This window comes from Limosilactobacillus sp. C0001E2 (assembly GCF_056590915.1).
On sequence record NZ_JBWPXC010000003.1, the window covers coordinates 88,222 to 111,629 of the forward strand.

Sequence of the window (23,408 nt, forward strand, 5' to 3'; positions counted from 1 at the left end):
TTATGTGGCGTTATTTGAAACGGGTGTTAATTGGAAAACCCTTGAAAACCCTTGATGAAGGGAAAACACACCTATCAAAGTTTAAAGCATTAGCAATGCTTTCTTCTGATGCAATTTCGTCAGTTGCTTATGGACCAGAGCAGATTGTAACGGTTCTGGTAACTTTGTCCGCGATGGCAATGTGGTACTCGATTCCGATTGCGGTGATTGTGTTGGTCCTATTATTAGCAATTACGCTATCTTACCAACAGATTATTCATGCATACCCAAGTGGTGGTGGTGCCTACATTGTAGCTACTAAAAACTGGGGTAAGAATGGTGGATTAGTAGCCGGTGGATCATTGCTAGTTGACTATATGTTGACCGTTGCGGTTTCGACAACCTCTGGGACCGAGGCGATCACGTCTGCCATTCCAGCATTATATAAATACTCTGTTCCCATTTCGGTCATCATTGTCCTTTTGATCATGTTTATGAATTTACGGGGAATGAGTGAGAGTGCCAACTTCCTGACTGTTCCGGTGTATTTCTTTGTCATTATGATCTTTGTAATGGTGATCGTTGGTGCGGTTAATATTGCGACTGGGCACATTACCTATCACGCGCCCGCAGATTACGGAACCCCAGTCGTTGGAATGAGTTTTGTATTGTTCGTCCGAGCCTTTTCAGCTGGTTCTTCTTCACTAACCGGGGTGGAAGCGGTAAGTAACGCAGTGCCAAACTTTAATGAACCTAAAGAAAAAAACGCTTCAACAACTTTGGCAATCATGAGTGCCATCTTAGCGTTCTTCTTCATTGCGATTATCTTCTTTGGCTTTTACTTAGGGATTGTGCCGAATGCTAAGGTAACGGTTCTTTCACAAATTGGGACGAGAATTTTTGGTGGTCACGGATTAGGTTTCTACTTACTTCAATTATCGACAGCGATGATTTTAGCGGTAGCAGCCAACACCGGTTTTTCAGCCTTTCCAATTCTGGCTTATAATATGGCCAAAGATAAGTTTCTTCCCCATGCATTTATGGATCGGGGAGATCGACTAGGTTATTCTAACGGGATAATTGCACTGGCGGTTGGCGCCATCGTGTTGATTTTGATTTTCCACGGGCAAACCAGCATGCTGATTCCGCTCTATGCGGTTGGGGTATTTGTGCCATTTACCTTGTCACAATCTGCGATGATTATTCACTGGTTCCGGGAACGTGAAGGTTGGTGGATTGGAAAGTCCTGCATTAACTTTGTTGGGGCATTAATTTCACTTTCCCTAGTTGCAGCCCTATTCTGGCAACACTTCGAAAATGTTTGGCCATATCTGATTATCATGCCTTGCTTGTTATGGATGTTCCATAAGATCCACAGCCACTACATTAAAGTTGGTAAACAGCTTCGGGTAGCTGAAAAGACCGCAGTTCAGCTTCATGATTATGATGGATCGACGGTTATCGTTTTAGTTGGTAACGTCACCCGGGTAACCAGAGGGGCAATTAACTATGCGCGGTCAATTGGTGACTACGTGATTGCCATGCACGTTTCATTTGATGAGAACCCTGGTAAGGAGCATAAAACTGCCAATGAGTTTAAGGCAGAATATCCAGATGTCCGTTTTGTTGACATTCATTCCTCCTACCGGTCCATCGCCACACCGACGTTACGATTTGTCGATGTAATTGCTAAGCGAGCGGAAGCGCGGAACTATTCCACGACAGTTCTGGTTCCACAATTTATTCCAAAGCATCCTTGGCAATTAATCCTCCACAACCAAACTAGTTTGCGTTTGCGGACCGTACTAAACTCACGGCAGAATATCGTTGTGGCAACTTATAGTTATCACTTACATGAATAGTAAGATTGGAGAAATTGTGGATAGACGAACTTTACTGAGTGGGTTAGTGTTTGTGATTGGATTAGTATTCTTAGCATCCTTTACCATTCAGCATAATCACTTTTACTCTGGAATTTGCGGCATTCTTGGTTGTTTGGCGATCGTTGGCGGGTTTATCGGTCTCCACTGGGATAAAATTCAAAGTGGTGATCGGCACATGAAACGCACTGTGCGGTTACTATTGGCTTTATGTTTAGTTCTGATTATTTTAAATGTAATTGCCAAGTTACTTGGTTGAGATAAAGTTAAACGGCGTATGCAGACTGTTTTGCATACGCCGTTTTTTAATTTTCATATGGAATTTCATGAAACCTGGTGCCATTTTTGTGGATTGTGAGTTGGTCACTGAACCGGTTGGTTAATTGTTCTTGCACTGCTGAAGCCTGTGCTTCATCCACGAAAATGGTGGTTTGAACGTCGACACCGTATTCTTCATTGGCAACTTCTAATTGCTGTTCCTTGAGAAAGTAAATTAATTGATCATGTAATTTGTAGGGCACGTCAATTTGGAGCAAGGTTTGTTGAATGCGTTGAACGAGGCCCACTTGCTTAATTGCTTCGGAAGTTGCGTTGCTGTACGCGCGGATAAGGCCGCCAGCACCCAGCTTGATTCCGCCAAAGTAACGGGTCACCACAGCACATACATCGTGGACACCCACTAATTGTAATGCTTCCAAAATCGGGATCCCTGCAGTCCCACTTGGTTCGCCATTGTCACTTTCTCGTTGGATATGATCATCGGTGCCAATTTGATAAGCAAAGCAATTATGGGTTGCCTTGCGATGAATAGTTTTAGTCTTGTCGATAAAGGCCTTTGCCGCAGCTTCATCTTTCACACGAGCAAGCGAGCAAATGAACCGTGATTTTTTGATAGTAATTTCGTGTGTCGTATTTTCACAAATTGTTAAATAATTTTGAGTAGTCATCTTAAAATTTCCTCACAAAAATTCAATTAATTTCCGTCTTTAAATAATGGGAGGGAAATTATGGATATTAGTTTATTATATGGTCGTCGGGAACTCGTTCCGAAAGTTGATATTCCACCGAAGTTACCAAATACGGTGCAGGTTTTGCCAACATTGGTAGTTACCACTTCGGTTCATTGCCTGCGCTGTAATGCTGTTACCACACGTGATGATGGCGGATTACCGAATGAACAATATTATTGCCCACAGTGTATTAACTTAGGACGAGTATCGACGTTAGATTCATTTTACCATGTTCCAGAGCCAAACCAATTTTCTCCGCCAACGGAACCGTTAACGTGGCGAGGACAGCTATCGCCATTACAGTTACGGGTGACAGAAGAGGTGCAAAAAGCGATGGCAAATCATCAACGACATTTACTATGGGCAGTTACCGGGGCCGGTAAAACGGAGATGATTTTTTCAACCATTGAACAGGCACTCAAAAAACGAGAACGGGTTTGCATTGCTTCACCACGAGTGGATGTCTGCTTGGAATTATTTCCGCGCTTACAGCGAGCCTTTCAAAAAACACCAATAGTTTTATTACATGGTCAGCAGGAGCAGCCGTACCGGTATTGTCAATTAACCGTATGTACGACGCACCAATTGCTGCGCTTCTATCATGCATTTGATTTACTGATTGTGGATGAGATAGATTCGTTTCCATATGCAGCTAATCAACAGTTACTGTTTGCCACGAATCAGGCCAAAAAGCCGACGGGAGGCCTTTTAATGATGACGGCAACACCTGGCCAAACCTTGTTGCGTGAGGTCCAGCGGCATCGGTTAACTGTTAGTTATTTACCTCTTCGTTATCATGGACATTTGTTACCGGTAATTAAGTGCGGCAAAATTAATTCAAAATGGCGGGGCCGATTAGCACATGGCAGATTACCATTAACGGTGATTCAATGGGTACATCGTCATGTGCAAACAAAGAAGCGTTTTTTAATGTTTGTACCACATGTTACAGACTTAACACCGGTTGCGAATGCTCTTAAGAAAATAATTCCGCAAACAGCCTTTGCGACAGTTTATGCTGCGGATGATGAAAGGCTGACAAAGGTTCAAAGAATGCGAGAAGGTCAGTACCAATTTTTAATTACGACCACAATTCTGGAACGTGGCGTTACTTTTCCCACAATTGACGTTTGCGTCATCGGTGCTGATGATAAGGTTTTTTCGAGCTCTGCGTTAGTACAGATCGCTGGTCGGGTGGGTCGTTCTGCTGATTTTCCAAGTGGTCAAGTAACCTTTTTTATTGGGGATAATACCCTGGCGATAAGTTCAGCAGTGCGTCAGATTAAATACCTGAATCGACTTGGTAGGAAATTACAATGTTGAGATGTTTAATGTGTGGATGTTTAATTAGTGACCAATCCACGTTGATGCAATTATTAATGATATCACCCAATGAGAAAGAACTTTGTGATAAATGTCGTCAACGATTTATAAAAATTGGTGCAGAGAATCGCTGTCAGGGTTGTGGTCGACAACGTGGACCGTACTGTGACGATTGTCAACAGTGGCGTAGTTTAACCGGATTTCTGTTAGCTAACGAGAGTTTATATCAGTATAATCAAGCCATGAAGCAGTACATGCACGATTATAAATTTCAGGGAGATTACCGTCTCCGACGCGTGTTTGTTGATGAAATGAGTAGTTTGGTTGCCAGACGAAAGCCAGATTTAATTATGCCGATTCCCGTCCATGAACGGACCTGGCAAACACGTGGGTTTAATCAAGTAACGGGATTACTAAAGATGGAGGTTCAAACAGGCCTCTTAGTTACTCAAGAAGTTAAGAAGTCGGTTCCACAATCATCCAAAACTCGTGAGCAGCGACTCCAGACTAAGCAACCGTTCAAACTCCTTCAGCCGAGTGTAGTATTTGGTAAACGCATTGTCTTAGTTGATGACGTTTATACTACTGGGCGAACGCTTTACCACGCAGCAACGCTTTGTCGACAGGCTGGTTGTCACCAAGTTTGGAGTGTGACATTAGCTAGTTAAAGAATTTCTAAAATCCAAACGAGAATAAATTGTTAATTAAGTTAAATCAATCTATAATAGAGGTAAGGATATGAGAAGAGTGGTCCTTCTGATATTCAGAACAAGCCCAATCGCTTGGACTGAAAGGAGTAAAGTACAATGTTAAAATTCAATATTCGTGGAGAAAATGTTGACCTCACTGATGCAATTCGTGATTATGTTGAAAAGCGGATTAGTAAGATCAATAAGTTCCTTGAAGACAACGTTGATGCAACCGCTCATGTTAATTTAAAGGTTTACAAAAACAAGACCTTCAAGGTTGAAGTTACCATTCCTCTTCCTTATTTAACCTTACGAGCAGAAGAAACCTCCAATGATATGTATGCAAGCATTGACTTGGTAACTGACAAGTTGGAGCGGCAAATCCGTAAGTACAAGACAAAGGTTAACCGGAAGTCACGGGAAAAGGGCCTGAAGAATTTGGAATTTGTTCCTGGTGATGATGGAGCGGAAGATGACTCTTTGAAGATTGTACGGACCAAGGAAATTTCTTTGAAGCCAATGGATTCCGAAGAAGCGGTTCTACAAATGGATATGTTGGGTCATGACTTCTTCATCTTCCAAGATGCGGATACCAATGGCACAAGTGTTGTTTACCGTCGAAACGACGGCCGTTATGGCTTAATTGAAATCAACTAACACACTAGTTCAGTTCAGGGAGACGATTTACGGATCGTCTTCTTTTTATTTGTCCGCGAGAGAGTTTTAATCGGTAATTTTCCATGGTAAAATGGATTGTATATATATATTTAGCATGGTGTTTTTCGCTTAAAATTACATGAAGAAAAATCACCGGCAAATAACAAGATGAAGGAAAGGACACTTCTATGGCAAACATACTTAGAAAGTGGATTGAAAGTGACCGTCGTGAATTACGGCGGATTAACCGATTAGCAAATAAGGTTGAAAAATACGCTGATGAAATGAGTAAGCTGACGGATGAAGAACTCCAAGCGAAAACCCCAGCGTTTAAAGAGCGGATTCAAAATGGTGAAACTCTGGATCAATTACTACCAGAGGCCTTTGCAGTGGCACGTGAAGGAGCAAAGCGGGTATTAGGACTGTACCCATTCCATGTTCAAATTATGGGAGGGATTGTTCTACATGAAGGGAACATTGCGGAAATGAAAACTGGGGAAGGGAAAACCCTAACCGCAACGATGCCAGTGTACCTAAATGCTTTGAGTGGCAAAGGGGTCCACGTTATTACCGTTAATGAATACCTTTCCCAACGAGATGCTGAAGAAATGGGTCGACTTTATAAGTGGCTTGGCTGTTCAGTGGGGGTTAATGGTGCTGAAAAGAGCCCTGATGAAAAGCGAGCAGCTTATCAAGCAGATATCATGTACTCAACCAATAGTGAAATTGGGTTTGATTACCTGCGGGATAACATGGCGGTTTACAAGGAGGACCAAGTTCAACGAGGCCTTAATTACTGTATCGTAGACGAAGTGGACTCGATCTTAATTGATGAAGCCCGGACACCGCTGATCATTTCTGGTCCAGGAACGGGAACTTCAAAGCTCTATAAGCAAACGGATACGTTTGTGAAGAAGCTGAAGAAGGATGAAGATTATAAGATCGATTTGGAATCAAAAACAGTTTCGCTAACTGACCAAGGAATTAAAAAAGCAGAAAAGTACTTTAACTTGGAAAATCTGTATAATCCTGAAAACACCGCTTTAACGCACCACTTAGACCAAGCTTTGCGGGCAAACTACATCATGTTACGGGACAAGGATTATGTGGTTTCTGATGGTGAAGTGCTAATTGTTGATTCGTTTACTGGTCGGGTAATGAAAGGGCGGCGTTTCTCTGATGGCCTTCACCAAGCCATTGAAGCCAAGGAAGGCGTGGAGATTCAAGAAGAAAATAAGACGATGGCCAACATTACCTACCAAAACTTATTCCGGATGTACAATAAGCTATCTGGGATGACGGGGACGGCCCGGACTGAAATGGAAGAATTCCGTGAAATTTATAATATGGAAGTAATTAGCATTCCAACGAACCGTCCAGTGGCCCGGAAAGACGAACCAGACCTACTTTACCCAACCCTAGACAGTAAGTTTACGGCAGTGGTTAACCGAATTAAAAAACTTCATGAAAAAGGACAACCAGTTCTCGTGGGGACCGTCGCAGTTGAAACGTCTGAGCACCTTTCACACTTACTAGATCAAGCGAAGATTCCACACGTGGTTTTGAATGCGAAAAATCACAAAAAAGAAGCGGATATTATTAAAAATGCTGGTCAGGTTGGTGCAGTTACCATCGCAACTAACATGGCCGGACGGGGAACCGATATCAAATTAGGCCCGGGAGTTAAAGAACTTGGTGGCCTAGCAGTTATCGGTACGGAACGTCACGAATCCCGGCGGATTGATAATCAATTGCGGGGCCGTTCCGGACGGCAAGGTGATCCTGGCTTGTCCCAATTCTACCTGTCATTGGAAGATGATCTGATGCGGCGTTTTGGTGGTGACCGGATTAAGGCATTCCTAGACCGGATGAAAGTTGAAGGCGATGATGCCGTTATCAAGAGTCGGTTCCTTACTCGACAAGTAGAGTCTGCTCAAAAACGGGTTGAAGGGAATAACTATGACTCCCGGAAGAACGTTTTGCAGTATGATGATGTGATGCGTGAACAACGGGAAATTATCTATAAAGAACGGCAACAAGTCATTACAGAACAAAAATCACTCAAGTGGGTTCTGATGCCAATGGTTAAACGGACTATTCAACGGGAAGTTGACCAACACACACTAGGTGACCAAAAAGACTGGAAGTTACAAGAAATTGTTGACTTTGCTGGCGAAGTATTAGTTAATCCGGATGACATTAGTGTTGATGATTTAAAGGGCAAAAACCAAGCAGAAATTGTTGACTATCTGATGAGTCTGGCAGAAGGTGTTTATAAAGATAAACAACGGCAACTTTATGACGCTGACCAGATGCTGGAGTTTGAAAAGGTGGTTATTCTACGGGTCGTTGATGCTCACTGGACCGATCACATTGATGTTATGGATCAATTCCGTCAGTCAGTTGGATTACGGGGTTATGGACAATTGAACCCGTTAGTTGAATATCAGACGGCAGGGTACCACATGTTTGAGCAGATGGTAGCTGATATCGAATATGAAACAACGCGGTTATTTATGAAGTCGGAAATTCGTCAAAACGTTACCCGTTAGTCAGGTAAAGTTATTACAAAAACCAAGGGGCTGTGACATCAGTATTTTAACCAGGTTTAAATCTGAAAATTACGGTCAACAAACGAGTTCGCGGGAGCGTGAGGACGAAGCCAAGGATGGCTTCTTTCACGTTCCCGTTTTGTGTTAAGGAGACTAAATTATGGAACTGGTAGATATTAGTAAAAAAATTGAACAAATGCAGGCAGAAGTTACGCACTTCGGGAGGTCTCTTTGACCTCGATGCATTAAATGAACAAATTGCAGAAAATGAGCATCAGATGAAGGCACCGGATTTTTGGAATGATAGTGAACAGGCACAAAAACTGATCAATGATAATAACCAGTTGAAGGAACGTCGGGACACCTTTGCCAATCTCCGAGACCAATTGGCGGACCTAGCAACTAGTGTAGAGTTATTGAAGGAAATGCCAGATGATGATTTACAAAAGGAGTTGGACCAAAAGCTTCCCCAAGTGGAAAAGCAACTGGAACAGTATCGCTTAAGTCAACTCTTAAGTGGCCCATATGATGCTAGTAACGCCATTTTAGAAATTCATCCGGGTGCCGGTGGTACGGAAGCTCAGGACTGGGGTGAAATGTTGCTCCGGATGTATCTGCGCTGGGCTGACCAGCACGGCTTTGACGTAGAAACGGCTGCGTATGAAGCCGGTGAAGAAGCTGGAATCAAGAGTGTAACTTTACTAATTAAGGGACACAATGCCTTTGGCTATTTGCATCCAGAAAAAGGTGTTCACCGGTTAGTTCGGATTTCGCCGTTTGATGCTGCAGGACGACGGCATACTTCCTTTGCTTCGGTAGATGTGATGCCTGAATTGGATGAGAGTGTTGAAGTTGATATCGATCCGGCAGATCTGCGAGTTGATACTTTCCGTTCCAGTGGTGCCGGTGGTCAGCACATTAATAAAACAGAATCTGCAGTTCGGATTACTCACTTGCCAACTGGGATCGTTACTTCTTCACAAGCGGAACGGTCACAATTGCAAAACCGGGTAACAGCAATGAATATGCTGAAATCAAAATTATATGAATTAGAGCAAGAAAAACAGGCTAAGCAACGGGCAGAATTAGAAGGTGAGCAGTTAGACATTGGCTGGGGATCCCAAATCCGTTCGTATGTTTTTCATCCTTACACATTGGTGAAGGATAACCGGACTGGGTATGAAACCCACGATGGTCAGGCAGTAATGGATGGTAACTTGGACCCGTTTATTAATGCTTATTTACAATGGCAATTAAGTAAGAAAAATCCACACTAAAAATAGTGCAGACGTGCGATAATAATGTTAGAAATTATTGTAAGAGGGTGAGGATATGCAAAAACGTGAACAAATGCATCGACGCTTGACTAAGTCAGCTTCCGATCGGGTGATTGCTGGGGTTTTGGGCGGCCTTGCTCAATATTGGCATTTTAAACCGAATGTTGTCCGAGTGGTCTATTTGATATTTACCGCTTTGACGAGCTTCGTACCGGGAATTGTTATTTATCTGATGTTAGCAGTGCTAATGCCAGATGATCCTCATAAGCCGAATCAATGGCGCAGTTTGATGGATCTATTTAATCAGGGCCATCACGCTAAACATCCGGAACGCAAGGAATTACATAATGTGGAAGAAAAGGATTTATAAGGAACTGGATCAATGAAGGGCTACTTAAAAAGTGTTTTAATTAATACAATCTTGTTTATTGCGTTAGCTGGATTACTCCGTGATTCCGGGACCTTTTATGTTGCAAGTGTTGGTGTAGCTGTGATTGCTAGCCTTGTGCTGGGAATTCTGAATACCTTGGTCAAACCATTTTTGATGTTACTCTCGCTACCGATTAATATCATTACGTTGGGACTATTTAGTGTGGTAATTAATGGTTTAATGTTACAGCTGACGTCTCTTGTGGTTGGTGAGGATTTATTTAATTTCTCATCGTTTGGAATGGCGATGGTAGTAGCAATTATCATGTCGATATGTAATGTGATTATTGCCCGGCATTTTGAAACAGCGGATGAATAGGAGAAAACAATGGAACAAACAGATACAGTTACGGTTCGTGAACTTGTACAAAATGCGCGCTTGAAAGTGCTGCAGGGGGAGGATTATTTAGAACGGCCAATTGTCACTAGCGATATTTGCCGGCCTGCTCTTGAATTTGCCGGCGACTTTACGCACTATCCGGCAATGCGGATTCAATTGCTAGGAATTACCGAAACTTCCTTTGCTCAAGAATTAACTCATAAAAAACGAAAAAATTACCTCGAGCGAATGTGTCAGCCACAAACACCATGTTTTGTAGTGTCCACCGACTTACCGGTAATGCCGGAGTTACAAAAGGCAGCTGCAGCAGCACATATTCCAATTCTGGGTACCCATCTAACGTCATCGCGAGTTTTGGGGAATATGACATCGTATTTGGTTAGTCGACTTGCTAAGCGACAATCAATTCATGGGGTCCTGGTCGACATAAGCGGTGTTGGAGTACTGATTACCGGTGACTCGGGAGTTGGTAAGAGTGAAACTGCACTGGAATTGGTCCGGCGGGGACACCGACTCGTTGCGGATGATCGGGTGGAAGTATATGCCCGTGATGAACAAACGTTAGTGGGATCAGCCCCAGCAATTCTACAACACCTGATGGAAATTCGGGGGATCGGGATCATTGATGTGATGACCCTCTATGGAACCGGGGCAGTGATGCCAGAGGATACCATTGATTTCATTGTGCATTTGGAGACTTGGACGCCGGATACTCAGTTTGATCGACTGGGTGATCGCGGTGATCAGCAAATAATTCAAGATGTAGCGGTCCCCAAGGTTTCTGTTCCGGTTAAAACTGGACGAAACCTGGCGATCATTATTGAATCGGCGGCGATGAACTTCCGGGCCAACACGATGGGGTATGATGCTACCAAGACGTTTGATGATAATTTAAATCGGCTGATTAAGAAAAATTCGGTCGAAGATGAAAAGGATCATGATAAATAATGAAACAAAAATTAGCATTAAACCCCATTGCGTGGCAGGCTGGTCCATTTAAAATTCATTGGTACGGAGTAATTATCGCGGTTGGCGTAGTACTTGCTTTGTGGTTAGCGGTTCACGAAGGCCGACGACGGGGAATTTCTGAAGATGATTTTTACGATTATTTATTATGGGCTCTCCCGATCGCAATTATCTGCGCACGAATCTATTATGTGATTTTTCAGTGGTCTTACTATCGAGTTCACCCAGAAGAAATTATTGCGATTTGGGATGGTGGAATTGCTATCTATGGAGCAATTTTAGGTGGCTTTGTTGTGCTGATTGTCTTTTGTCGACACCGGTTAATTAACGTCTGGACAATGCTTGATGTAGTTTCACCAGCCGTGATTTTAGCCCAGGGGATTGGCCGCTGGGGAAACTTTATGAACCAGGAAGCATTTGGTAAAATTACGACGCGGGCAGCATTGCAATCCCAGCATTTGCCGACATGGATAATCGAACAAATGAGAATTGAAGGGGCCTATCGTGTGCCGACCTTCCTATATGAATCATTATGGGACATAAGCGGCTTTATTCTGTTGGTTCTCTTACGTCATCGGCCACGTTTTTTCAAGCAAGGTGAAGTTTTTTTAGCTTATATTGGATGGTACGCGGCCGGCAGATTTTTCATTGAGGGCATGCGGACGGATAGCTTGATGCTAGGACCAGTCAGAATTTCTCAATTACTTTCTGTCATTTTGTTTGTTGGCGCAATCGTTACGGCGGTTTGGCGTCGTTATCATGATGGTCGGCGTTTAAATTGGTACATTAATAATCAAAAGGGGTAATCATTATGAGTGAAAAAGTAGCAGTATTAGGTGCTGGCTCGTGGGGTAGCATTCTTGCCAACTTATTAGTTGAAAATGGCCATGAGGTTAAATTATGGTCTCGTGATCCAGAACAAGTAGAAGCATTAAATGAATGGCATATCAATCCGCAATACATGAAGGATTTTAAGTACAATCGGAATTTAATTGCGACAAATGACATGGCTGAAGCTGTTCAGGGTGCTAAGTACGTGTTGGTTGTAATCCCCACTAAGGGGCTACGTGAAGTAGCTGGTAAGCTGAATCGGGTGTTGGAAGAACAAGGTAGCACGCCGTTAATTATTCACGCCACTAAGGGACTGGAACAAGATACCTATAAACGTCCTTCTCAAATGTTGGAAGAAGAAATTGCGCCCCAACATCGTGAAGACATTGTTGTCCTTTCTGGACCTAGCCATGCGGAAGATGTGGCTCTGCAGGATATGACAGCGGTCACTGCCGCTTGTGTGAATATGAGCAGTGCCGAAAAAGCCCAAAAATTATTTAGTAATAACTTTTTCCGGGTTTACACCAATGATGATGTGATTGGAGCTGAGTTTGGGGCCGCACTGAAGAACATTATCGCAATTGGTGCCGGTGCGCTCCAAGGCCTTGGTTATAAGGACAATGCCCGCGCTGCCTTGATTACACGGGGGCTCGCTGAAATCCGGCGGCTGGGAGTCGCCTTTGGTGCTAATCCATTTACCTTTATCGGGTTATCCGGAGTTGGTGATTTGGTGGTAACTGCAACCAGCAAAAATTCCCGTAACTGGCGGGCTGGTTACCAATTAGGTCAAGGTCGTAAATTAGAGGATGTAATTAGTCATATGGGAATGGTAATTGAAGGGGTCTACACAACCAAAGCAGCTTACGAATTAGCTCAAAAACGTCAGGTTAAGATGCCAATTACCGAAGCCTTGTATCACGTTCTCTACGAAGGGCAAAATATTGAAACTGCTATTACTGATCTCATGGACCGCGAGGTAACCTCAGAATTAGAGTAATTTTTTAATCTGTGGTAAAATGATTGCGGATACATTCTACTAATGGGAAGGATTTAGATTTATGAAACAAGTACGTAAGGCGATTATTCCCGCTGCTGGTTTAGGAACACGTTTTTTGCCAGCAACTAAGGCGTTAGCGAAGGAAATGTTGCCGATTGTAGACAAGCCAACGATTCAATTTATCGTGGAAGAAGCACGGAAGTCAGGGATTGAAGACATCGTGGTCGTTGATGGCAAAAACAAGCGTTCAATCGAAGACCACTTTGATTCTAATCCTGAATTGGAAGATAACCTCCGGGCTAAGCACAAGGACGAAATGTTGAAGCTGGTTGAAGAAACCACAGATATCAACATTTACTTCATTCGTCAGTCGCACCCGCGGGGCCTTGGTGATGCGGTTTTAACCGCCCGTGATTTCATTGGTGATGAACCATTTGTTGTAATGTTAGGTGACGATCTGAATAACATTAATAACAATGGGAATGCTTTAACCAAGGAATTAATTGATAGCTACCACCAAACTGGTGCTTCGACGTTAGCCGTAATGCGTGTTCCACACGAAGATACTGCTAAGTATGGGGTGATCAATCCAAGTGCTGAAGTTGAAAAGGGGCTCTACAATGTCACGAACTTTGTGGAAAAACCTGATCCAAAGGATGCTCCAAGTGATTTAGCAATCATTGGTCGGTATGTCTTTACGCCAGAAATTTTTGATGTTTTGGCAAAGACGAAGCCTGGTAAGGGTGGCGAAATTCAATTAACGGATGCCATTAATACTTTGAACAAGACTCAACGGGTGTTCGCACATGAGTATACTGGTGATCGCTATGATGTGGGTAATAAATTTGGCTGGATTCAAACTAACATTGAATATGGCTTACAACACCCACAAACGAAAGATGAACTTCGTGAATATATTAAGAATCTTGGCGCTAAACTAAGTGCAGAAGATCAAAAGAAAACTAAATAGTTAGCTTAAGAACATAAATAGGGTTGCAGAGTTTGGCTTGACCAAATCTTGCAACCCTATTTATGTCACAGCCTCTTTACTTATTTTAGATCACGGGATATAATGATTTTGACTTATAAAAAGTAAGTAAAGTAATAGACATGATTACTTAAATCAAGTAGAATGGGTTTAACAATAGAACGGAGGAATCAAAGATGACGGAAGAAAAGCAATTCAATTATGATGTCATTATTATTGGTGCTGGTCCAGCCGGAATGACGACGGCGTTATATGCCTCACGGGCAAACTTATCTGTTTTAATGCTGGATCGGGGGATTTATGGCGGTAATTTGAACAATACTGCCACAATCGAAAACTATACTGGTTTTCCTTCGGTCCAAGGGCCCGACCTTGCTAAGCAAATGTATGATGGGGCAACTCAATTTGGGGCTAAGTACGCATACGGAACGGTTGAAAAGGTGGAGCTCGATGGCAATTTAAAGAAAATTACCACCGATATGGGTGAAACCTATACTGCTAAGGCACTAGTAATTGCCAGTGGTTCTGAGCAAAAGAAGCTCGGGGTTGCTGGTGAACAAGAGTATGGTGGGAAAGGTGTTTCCTACTGCGCAGTTTGTGATGGTGCCTTTTTCAAGGGTAAGCATCTAGTTGTAGTTGGGGGTGGTGATTCTGCCGTCGAAGAAGGGATGTACCTCACTCAATTTGCGGATAAGGTTTCCGTACTGGTTCGTAAAGACCATCTGCGGGCAGCTGCGGTCGCTCAAGATAAGGCCAAAAAGAATGATAAGATGGAATTCATCTTCAATACTAGTGTGACGGCGATCGAAGGTGATGACCAAAAAGTTACCGAAGTAAAGACGCATAATAACGCCACTGGTGAAGATAGTGAGATGCAAGCGGATGGGGTCTTTATTTACGTTGGAAACGTACCAATGACAAACCCGTTTGCGGATTTTGGGATTCTAGATGATCAGGGATGGGTTATTACCGATGACCATATGGCAACGAAGGTTCCTGGTATCTTTGCCGTTGGTGATGTCCGGGAGACGTTGCTTCGCCAAATTGCCACTGCTGTTGGTGATGGTGCGCTCGCTGGCCAAGAAGTGTTTAAGTACGTTGATAATTTAAAGTAAAATTAAAGAGCGGCCGATGTGGTCGCTTTTTTTGAGGAATGAAAGCATGTTGAAATATTTAATCAGTGATATGGATCACACTCTTTTACACAACGATGGACGGTTAGATCAGGCAACGATTTCTGCAGTTCACCAGACGGCAATTAAGTTATGCTTAGCATCGGCGCGTAACCCGTATTCGATGGTTGAATTTATTAATCAATTAGGGTTAACTGGTCCGCAATTAGCAATGAATGGTGCAATAATTTTTCAAGTGCAGGCTGGGAAAGTGCGTGTTTTACGCGAGTGTGCTATCTCACGAGGCTTAGCAAAGCAGCTTGCGATTGAATTACAGTCTTTTTATCCAGCAGTTGACTTTACCTGGATTACGAGGGATCACTGGTATATTCCTAAAATGACTCCGGCAATGCGGGAGGAAATGAAGTATTCTGGAATTCAGCCGGTTATTGGTCGGCAACTGCGGGACACTGCTGCACCGGATCAAATTGTGCTGATTATTAAAGATCAACAATTGTTTAGTAAGGTTCAGCACCACTTGCAACAACGGTTTACTGATCTTTCTATTCACAGTTCAGGTGATGGTTACCTGACCATCAATGCTGCCGGGGTAAATAAGGGAAACTTGGTGCAATACTTGATAGATCATGGCATCCAGCGGAGTGAGATTGCTGGGGGCGGTGATGATCAGAATGATTTGCCACTGTTGCAGGTGGTTGGCCACTCGCTTGCAGTTGCCAATGCTATTCCAGAGGCCAAAACGGAGGTTACTGAAGTGATTAATAGTAATGAAGAAGATGGGATTGCGCAATTTCTGAATCAATTTATAGACTAAATTCAGGAAATTAATGATATTGAAAGCAAGTATTGGTAAAATGGTGATGATGAAAAATCTTGAGATTGGAGATGCTTTGTAGTGAGTTGGAAAGAAACCTATGAAGAATGGTTAAATCAACCAAAGATGGCCCCAGCCTTAAAGGCGGAGTTGAAAGCCATGAAGGATGATCAGGAGATTGAAGATGCTTTTTATGGTCCACTATCATTCGGAACTGCTGGAATGCGGGGATTAATGGGCCCAGGAATCAACCGGATGAATATTTATACGGTTCGCCAGGCCACAGAAGGTCTCGCAGTTTTAATGGATTCATTGGGTGATGATATTAAGAAGCGTGGGGTTTCAATCAGTTATGACTCACGGCACCATTCTCGGGAATTTGCCCATGACTGTGCACGGGTGTTAGGTGCGCATGGAATTCAGACATATATTTATGATAATGTTCGTCCAACTCCGGAGTTATCCTTTGCGGTTCGGTACAACCATTCATATGCTGGTATTATGATCACCGCCAGCCATAACCCAAAGGAATATAACGGGTACAAGATTTACGGTGAAGATGGTGGACAGATGCCGCCAAAAGAATCTGATATGATGACCGGCTACATCCGGCAGATTAAGGATATTTTTGACATCCAATTGGCAGATGAACAAGATATGCTGAACAGTGGCTTAGAAGTAGTAATGGGCGAGGATGTTGATCACGCCTACCTTGAACATGCTAAAGCGGTTACCATCAATAAGGACCTGGCTAAGAAGTATGGTCAGGATATGAAGTTTGTTTTTTCACCATTGTGTGGAACTGGACGGATGTTAGGTGAACGGGCATTACGGCAAGCTGGTTTTACGAACTTTACAATCGAACCAACTGAAGCACAACCAAATGGTGATTTTCCTGGTTTGGAACACCCTAATCCGGAATTTCCAGAAGCTTTTGTTCGTTCAATTAAATTAGGTAAGCAAATCGACGCGGATGTTTTGATTGCAACAGATCCTGATGCAGACCGGCTCGGTTGTGCCGTGCGGCAACCAGATGGTGAATACCAACTGTTAACGGGGAACCAGATTGCTTCCGTAATGTTAAATTACATTCTGGAAGCTCACCGTCAGGCTGGAACGTTACCGAAGAATGCGGCAGCAGTCAAGTCAATTGTTTCCACTAACTTTGCGGCTAAGATTGCAGAGAGTTATGGTGTACAAATGATTAACGTACTGACTGGTTTTAAGTGGATTGCTGACCAAATTCACCAATATGAAACCGGCAAGGCTGATCATACCTTCATGTTTGGTTTTGAAGAAAGTTACGGTTACCTTATTAAGCCATTTGTCCGGGATAAGGACGCCATCCAATCATTGACACTTCTTGCTGAAATTGCCGCTTACTACAAGAGCCGTGGCATGACAATGTATGATGGGGTTCAAGAATTATTCCAAAAGTACGGTTACTTCAAAGAAAAGACAATTGCTAATACCTACGCTGGTGTTGAAGGCCCAGCAAAGATTAAGAGTCTGATGAAGAAGTTCCGTGAAGAAGCCCCAACTGATTTTGCGGGTCATCAAGTGGTATTAACAGAAGACTTCGCCAACAACACCAAGAAGACTGCTGATGGACAAGTTAGTGAATTAGGCATTCCAGAATCAAATGTATTGTGCTATGTCTTAGATGATGAAACTTGGATTGCTATTCGGCCATCAGGAACTGAACCGAAATTGAAGTTCTACATTGGTACTAGTGCCGATACGGATGATGCAGCTGCACAAAAGCTGACGGAATTCGAAAAGGCTTTGCAAGAATTTGCTGAAGCTTAAATGAAATTAAGGGATTGACGCGATACCGTGGCAATCCTTTTTTGAAAGGAGCGATTGCTGATGGGCATGCATGAATATTTAAAAAGTCTTAGTGATTTAGAAATGATTAATCGGGCCCCTGGTTATTTTAAATTTGAACAACATAACGTGGCTGCGCACTCATTTAAAGTGACACAAGCTGCCCAAATGTTAGGGGATATTGAAGAACAAGCAGGTAATAAAATTGATTGGCGTTCTTTATATGAAAAAGCACTCAATCATGATTACACTGAACGGTTCATTGGTGATATTAAAACGCCGGTTAAGTATGCAACCCACGAACTACGGAAGATGTTAGCCCGCGTGGATACATCATTGACCGAAAACTTTATTAAAAAAGAAATCCCACAAGAATTTCAGGAAGCGTATGAACGGCGGTTCGCTGAAGGCAAGGATGATACTTTGGAAGGAAAGATTTTATCAGTTGCGGATAAGATCGATTTGATGTATGAATCATTTGGTGAAATTCAAAAGGGTAATCCAGAGCCAGTCTATATGGATATTTATAAGTCTAGTTTAACGGCTATTATGAAATTTCGGGAAATGGCGAGTGTCCAATATTTCTTGAAAAAGATTTTGCCTGAGTTGTTAAAGGATAATGCAGATGCTAATGTGAAAAATCAGCTAGCAATTGCTACCACCCAGATTATTCAACAGTAGCTTAATTGGAGCGTGAAGATGAAGTCATTAATGATTTCAGTCACGCCCTTTTTTATCCTTTTCCGCGAATGGATGTTCGTGTTAAAATTAGACTAGTTACTTACGGAAAATGAGGAGGAATGGTTATGATTTACCGTCAGGCAGATAAAATGTTTGACTTGGTCTCTGATTATCAGCCGACTGGTGACCAGCCAGAGGCTATTGCACAACTAACCAAGGGAATTAAAGATGGCGATAAGGCCCAAATTTTATTAGGAGCAACGGGGACGGGGAAGACATTTACCATTTCTAATGTCATTGCGAATGTGAATAAACCTACGCTGATTCTTTCACATAATAAAACGTTGGCTGGCCAGCTGTATGGAGAAATGAAGAAATTTTTCCCGCACAATGCAGTTGAATACTTTGTTTCTTACTATGACTATTACCAACCAGAGGCCTACGTTCCTTCCAGTGATACGTATATTGAAAAGGATGCTTCAATCAATGATGAAATTGACCAATTGCGGCACTCAGCAACCAGTTCTTTACTGGAACGGAATGATGTGATCGTGGTTGCTTCAGTTTCCAGTATCTTTGGTTTGGGTTCGCCAGCTGAATACCAGAATCACGTGATTTCGTTAAGAATTGGTCAGGAAATCTCGCGTGACAGGCTTCTGCGTGAATTGGTTAATATCCAATTTGATCGTAATGATATTGACTTCCAACGAGGACGTTTCCGGGTTCGTGGCGATGTAGTTGAGATTTTTCCAGCGTCACGGGAAGAAAAAGCACTCCGGGTGGAATTCTTTGGTGATGAAATTGATCGAATCCGGGAAGTGGATGCCTTGACTGGTGAAGTATTAGGCGATCGAGAACATGTCTCCATTTTCCCGGCTACCCACTTTTTAACCACCGAAGAGACTATGAAGGTGGCTTTGCCGGAAATTGAAGCCGACATGAAAAAACAGGTTGAACAATTTACGAAGGAAGGTAAGTTGCTCGAGGCAGAACGGATTCAGCAACGCACGACTTATGATATTGAAATGATGCGGGAAATGGGTTATACCAACGGAATTGAAAATTATTCTCGTTATATGGACCGCCGGAAACCGGGAGAACCGCCATTTACATTATTAGATTTCTTTCCGAAGGATTTCTTATTAGTAGTGGATGAATCACACCAAACGATGCCCCAAGTACGGGGAATGTATAATGGTGATCGTGCACGGAAGAAACAGTTAATCGACTACGGATTTCGGTTACCGAGTGCACTGGATAATCGTCCCTTAAAGCTGGACGAGTTTGAACAACATGTCAATCAGGTGATCTACATGTCAGCTACTCCTGGGCCTTATGAAGAAGCCCAAACTGATCATGTGGTTCAACAAATTATTCGACCAACTGGATTGTTGGATCCAACAATTGAAGTCCGGCCAGTCATGGGTCAGATTGATGATCTAGTAGGTGAAATTAACAAGCGGATTGAAAAACATGAGCGGGTCCTAATTACGACGCTGACCAAGAAAATGTCAGAAGACCTTAGTGATTACTTGAAAGATCTTGGCTTAAAAGTTAAGTACTTACATAGTGATATTAAAACACTAGAGCGAACGCAGATTATTCGTGATTTACGGCTTGGCAAATTTGACGTTCTAGTCGGAATTAACCTATTGCGGGAAGGTCTAGATATTCCTGAAGTTTCCCTGGTTGCAATTCTTGATGCCGATAAGGAAGGCTTTTTGAGAAATGAACGATCACTAATTCAAACGATTGGTCGTGCCGCCCGGAATGAACACGGGGCGGTAATTATGTATGCCGATACGGTCACTGACTCCATGAAGGCGGCGATTGATGAAACGAAACGGCGGCGGACAATTCAAGAAAAGTACAATCAAGAGCACGGTATTACGCCGAAGACAATTATCAAACCAATTCAAGAAGCCATTTCAGCAGTTAAACCAGCTGAAGACCAAGATGATCAGCAAAGTGCAGAATTTACTGCCCAAGACTTTGCCAAACTATCGGCCAAGGAACAGCAACAAATGCTGGATGAATTGACGGAACAAATGCGCTCGGCAGCAAAGCGGTTAGACTTTGAACAAGCGGCCACTTTGCGTGATACGGTGATGGAATTGTCAGCTCAGCAAAAGGGTAAGCAGAAAATTAAGCAGGGAGGTAAGTAATTCGTGGCAAACGATAAAATAGTTATTCATGGGGCACGAGCCCACAATTTAAAGAATATTGATGTCACAATCCCCAAAAATAAATTAGTGGTTATCACTGGTCTTTCGGGGTCTGGAAAAAGTTCATTGGCTTTTGATACGTTGTATGCTGAAGGCCAACGGCGGTATGTGGAAAGTCTGTCGGCATATGCTCGTCAGTTTCTTGGTCAAATGGATAAACCGGATGTTGATTCAATTGATGGACTATCGCCGGCAATTTCAATTGATCAAAAAACAACTTCTCATAATCCACGCTCAACGGTGGGAACTGTTACTGAAATTAATGATTTTCTCCGTTTATTATGGGCACGGGTTGGTACTCCAATTTGTCCTAATGATCATATTCCAATTACCAGCCAGTCACCTGAACAGATGGTGAATCGCGTTTTAAAATTACCGGAACGGACGAAGTTACAAATTCTTTCCCCAATCGTACGTGATAAGAAAGGAACTCAAAAGAAAGTTCTAGATAAAATTAAACGGGAAGGGTTTGTTCGTGTTCAGGTTGATGGCGAAACTTATGATGTTGAAGAAGTTCCAGAGCTGGATAAAAATAAGCAGCATACGGTTAATGTTGTGGTTGACCGTATTATTGTTAAGGATGGTGTTCGTTCTCGGCTATTTGATTCCTTCGAGTCTGCATTACGCTTGAGCGATGGTTACGCAATTGCGGATGTGATTGGTGGGGAGTCAATCCCATTTTCTGAACAATATGCTTGCCCAATTTGTGGTTTTACGGTTGGTGAACTAGAACCGCGGCTCTTTTCTTTTAATGCACCAATTGGCGCCTGCCCAGTCTGTGAAGGATTAGGATCTAAATTGGAAGTTGACTTGGACTTAGTAGTGCCTGATCGTACTAAAACCTTACGTGAAGGGGCATTAGTTCCGTGGAATCCGATTTCTTCGCAATATTATCCATCAATGCTTGAACAATTCTGTACATCAGAGGGTATTGATATGGATAAGCCATTTAACAAGTTGACGAAGCGTCAGCGCGACAAAGTTTTATATGGAAATGGGGATAAAACATTTCATTTTCACTACGAAAATGATTTTGGTGGTGTCCGAGACGTTGATGTGCCATTTGAAGGAGTGATTAATAATGTTGCCCGGCGCTATAAGGAAACGAACTCTGATTTTACCCGTGAACAAATGCGGAAGTATATGGCAGAACTGCCGTGTCCAGCGTGCCATGGCTACCGTCTGAATGAACGGGCGTTAGCAGTTAAGATTGATGATCGGAACATTGGTGAGGTTTCTGATCTCCCAATTAGTAAGTCTTTGCCATTTTTCCAACAACTAAAATTAGATGACCAAAAGTCGGCAATTGCTAAACCGATTTTAAAAGAAATCATTGATCGGTTAACGTTTATGCAAAATGTCGGGGTTGAGTACTTAACGTTAAGCCGGGCGGCGCGCACCCTTTCTGGTGGGGAAGCACAGCGAATTCGGTTAGCAACTCAAATTGGCTCTAACCTTTCAGGTGTTATGTATGTTCTTGATGAACCATCAATCGGGCTTCATCAGCGCGATAATGACCGGTTGATTAATTCACTCAAAAAGATGCGGGATTTGGGGAATACACTAATTGTTGTCGAACACGATGAAGATACGATGCGGGCTGCGGACTACATTGTCGATATTGGGCCAGGTGCTGGTGAAAATGGTGGTCAGGTCATGGCAGCTGGAACTCCCAAGCAGGTAATGCGGAGTCGCAAATCCTTAACTGGGCAGTATTTATCGGGTAAAAAGATGATTTCGGTACCAGAAGAACGTCGGTCAGGAAATGGCAAGGCCATTACGGTGAAGGGAGCTGCTGAAAATAACCTGAAAGATATCGATGTTCGTTTCCCACTTGGTAAGTTTATTTGTGTTACGGGGGTTTCTGGTTCTGGGAAATCAACCCTTGTTAATCAAATTCTTAAACGGATTTTGGCACAAAAACTGAATCATAACTCTGCCAAACCAGGTCGTTACCGTTCTATCAGTGGAGTTAATAATATCGAGAAGATCATCGATATTGATCAATCACCAATTGGACGGACACCACGGAGTAATCCGGCAACGTATACTGGGGTTTTCGATGATATTCGGGCGCTATTCGCCCAGACGAATGAAGCCAAGATGCGTGGTTACACAAAGGGTCGGTTCTCATTTAATGTTAAAGGCGGTCGATGTGAAGCTTGCCACGGTGATGGAATTTTAAAGATTGAGATGAATTTCTTACCAGATGTTTATGTTCCGTGTGAGGTTTGCCATGGGACCCGTTATAATTCAGAGACTTTGGAAGTTGAGTATAAGGGGAAGAATATTGCCCAGGTCTTAAATATGACCGTGAATGAAGCACTTGATTTCTTCAGCGCCATCCCGAAAATTCGTCGGAAGTTGCAAACCATTCAAGACGTTGGCTTGGGTTATGTTCACCTGGGCCAGCCGGCAACAACTTTATCTGGTGGGGAAGCTCAACGGATGAAACTGGCGAGTGAATTACACCGGCAGTCTAACGGTAATAGTTTCTACATCTTGGATGAACCAACGACGGGACTCCATATGGATGATATCAAGCGATTGTTAGCTGTTTTACAACGGTTGGTTGACGCCGGAAATACAGTTCTAGTGATTGAACACGATCTGGATGTAGTTAAATCGGCTGATTGGCTGATTGACTTAGGCCCTGAAGGGGGCGACGCTGGTGGTTATGTCGTAGCGACTGGAACTCCAGAAGAAGTAGCTAATGTGAAAGAGAGTTATACTGGTCAATATTTGAAACCGATGTTAAAATGTGACCGTGAATGGGCTGCAAAACGACAACAAAAATAATAATAAAAAAG

At 42.9% G+C, this 23,408-nt stretch carries 20 protein-coding genes; 19 read left to right on the forward strand and 1 reads right to left on the reverse strand.

The genetic code is table 11. The features are described 5' to 3' along the window. Positions 1 to 2 precede the first annotated feature (2 nt). Positions 3 to 1,841, forward strand: coding sequence for an APC family permease (locus AC1EKL_RS04145; protein WP_480188532.1), 1,839 nt, complete (start codon positions 3 to 5; stop codon positions 1,839 to 1,841). 16 nt (positions 1,842 to 1,857) lie between these two features. Further along, positions 1,858 to 2,118: a hypothetical protein gene (locus tag AC1EKL_RS04150; RefSeq protein WP_480188533.1), complete on the forward strand. Its 261-nt coding sequence runs from the start codon at positions 1,858 to 1,860 to the stop codon at positions 2,116 to 2,118. A 46-nt stretch (positions 2,119 to 2,164) separates the two neighbouring features. On the opposite strand, the gene AC1EKL_RS04155 is transcribed toward AC1EKL_RS04150, so the two are convergent. Further along, on the reverse strand, positions 2,165 to 2,806 hold the full coding sequence (locus AC1EKL_RS04155) for a YigZ family protein (RefSeq protein ID WP_480190209.1): 642 nt from the start codon (positions 2,804 to 2,806) through the stop codon (positions 2,165 to 2,167). A 60-nt stretch (positions 2,807 to 2,866) separates the two neighbouring features. Between AC1EKL_RS04155 and AC1EKL_RS04160 the strand changes: the two genes are divergently transcribed. From AC1EKL_RS04160 to uvrA, 17 genes are all read left to right on the forward strand, one after another. Next, a complete protein-coding gene (locus AC1EKL_RS04160; protein ID WP_480190210.1) occupies positions 2,867 to 4,192 on the forward strand; it encodes an ATP-dependent helicase ComFA in 1,326 nt (441 codons plus the stop codon). Then, complete coding sequence (locus AC1EKL_RS04165) at positions 4,186 to 4,860, forward strand: phosphoribosyltransferase family protein (RefSeq protein ID WP_480188536.1); 675 nt, start codon at positions 4,186 to 4,188, stop codon at positions 4,858 to 4,860. Before AC1EKL_RS04160 ends, AC1EKL_RS04165 begins: the two co-directional genes overlap by 7 nt. A 138-nt stretch (positions 4,861 to 4,998) precedes the next feature. Further along, on the forward strand, positions 4,999 to 5,538 hold the full coding sequence (gene hpf, locus AC1EKL_RS04170) for a ribosome hibernation-promoting factor, HPF/YfiA family (RefSeq protein WP_480172686.1): 540 nt from the start codon (positions 4,999 to 5,001) through the stop codon (positions 5,536 to 5,538). Between the two features lie 188 nt (positions 5,539 to 5,726). After that, positions 5,727 to 8,090 carry a preprotein translocase subunit SecA gene (gene secA, locus AC1EKL_RS04175; protein WP_480188537.1) on the forward strand — a complete coding sequence of 788 codons (2,364 nt, stop codon included), beginning with the start codon at positions 5,727 to 5,729 and terminating at the stop codon, positions 8,088 to 8,090. 160 nt (positions 8,091 to 8,250) lie between these two features. Continuing rightward, positions 8,251 to 9,367 (forward strand): peptide chain release factor 2 gene (prfB, locus tag AC1EKL_RS04180; RefSeq protein ID WP_480188538.1). Its coding sequence is split into 2 segments (ribosomal slippage): positions 8,251 to 8,322 and positions 8,324 to 9,367, totalling 1,116 coding nucleotides; the frame shifts between segments, so codons are not numbered across the junction. A 55-nt stretch (positions 9,368 to 9,422) separates the two neighbouring features. Then, positions 9,423 to 9,737: a PspC domain-containing protein gene (locus AC1EKL_RS04185; protein WP_480188539.1), complete on the forward strand. Its 315-nt coding sequence runs from the start codon at positions 9,423 to 9,425 to the stop codon at positions 9,735 to 9,737. Positions 9,738 to 9,749: 12 nt separating this feature from the next. After that, a complete protein-coding gene (locus AC1EKL_RS04190; protein ID WP_480188540.1) occupies positions 9,750 to 10,115 on the forward strand; it encodes a phage holin family protein in 366 nt (121 codons plus the stop codon). Positions 10,116 to 10,124: 9 nt separating this feature from the next. Next, complete coding sequence (gene hprK / locus AC1EKL_RS04195) at positions 10,125 to 11,084, forward strand: HPr(Ser) kinase/phosphatase (protein ID WP_480188541.1); 960 nt, start codon at positions 10,125 to 10,127, stop codon at positions 11,082 to 11,084. Then, positions 11,084 to 11,908, forward strand: coding sequence for a prolipoprotein diacylglyceryl transferase (lgt, locus tag AC1EKL_RS04200; RefSeq protein WP_480188542.1), 825 nt, complete (start codon positions 11,084 to 11,086; stop codon positions 11,906 to 11,908). The genes hprK and lgt overlap by 1 nt, the downstream gene beginning before the upstream one ends. A 5-nt stretch (positions 11,909 to 11,913) precedes the next feature. Then, entirely contained in the window at positions 11,914 to 12,930 is a 1,017-nt protein-coding gene (locus AC1EKL_RS04205) for an NAD(P)H-dependent glycerol-3-phosphate dehydrogenase (protein ID WP_480188543.1), read from the forward strand. Between the two features lie 61 nt (positions 12,931 to 12,991). Continuing rightward, positions 12,992 to 13,900 (forward strand): UTP--glucose-1-phosphate uridylyltransferase GalU, encoded by a 909-nt coding sequence (gene galU / locus AC1EKL_RS04210; RefSeq protein ID WP_006916997.1) that lies wholly within the window; start codon positions 12,992 to 12,994, stop codon positions 13,898 to 13,900. 194 nt (positions 13,901 to 14,094) lie between these two features. Continuing rightward, positions 14,095 to 15,033 carry a thioredoxin-disulfide reductase gene (gene trxB / locus AC1EKL_RS04215; protein ID WP_480188544.1) on the forward strand — a complete coding sequence of 313 codons (939 nt, stop codon included), beginning with the start codon at positions 14,095 to 14,097 and terminating at the stop codon, positions 15,031 to 15,033. 46 nt (positions 15,034 to 15,079) lie between these two features. After that, positions 15,080 to 15,865 (forward strand): HAD family hydrolase, encoded by a 786-nt coding sequence (locus tag AC1EKL_RS04220; RefSeq protein WP_480190211.1) that lies wholly within the window; start codon positions 15,080 to 15,082, stop codon positions 15,863 to 15,865. 81 nt (positions 15,866 to 15,946) lie between these two features. Beyond that, a complete protein-coding gene (locus AC1EKL_RS04225; protein WP_480188546.1) occupies positions 15,947 to 17,674 on the forward strand; it encodes a phospho-sugar mutase in 1,728 nt (575 codons plus the stop codon). 60 nt (positions 17,675 to 17,734) lie between these two features. After that, on the forward strand, positions 17,735 to 18,373 hold the full coding sequence (locus AC1EKL_RS04230; protein WP_480188547.1) for a YfbR-like 5'-deoxynucleotidase: 639 nt from the start codon (positions 17,735 to 17,737) through the stop codon (positions 18,371 to 18,373). Positions 18,374 to 18,498: 125 nt separating this feature from the next. After that, positions 18,499 to 20,538: an excinuclease ABC subunit UvrB gene (gene uvrB / locus AC1EKL_RS04235; protein WP_480188548.1), complete on the forward strand. Its 2,040-nt coding sequence runs from the start codon at positions 18,499 to 18,501 to the stop codon at positions 20,536 to 20,538. A 3-nt stretch (positions 20,539 to 20,541) separates the two neighbouring features. Continuing rightward, entirely contained in the window at positions 20,542 to 23,397 is a 2,856-nt protein-coding gene (gene uvrA / locus AC1EKL_RS04240) for an excinuclease ABC subunit UvrA (protein WP_480190212.1), read from the forward strand. Positions 23,398 to 23,408 lie beyond the last annotated feature (11 nt).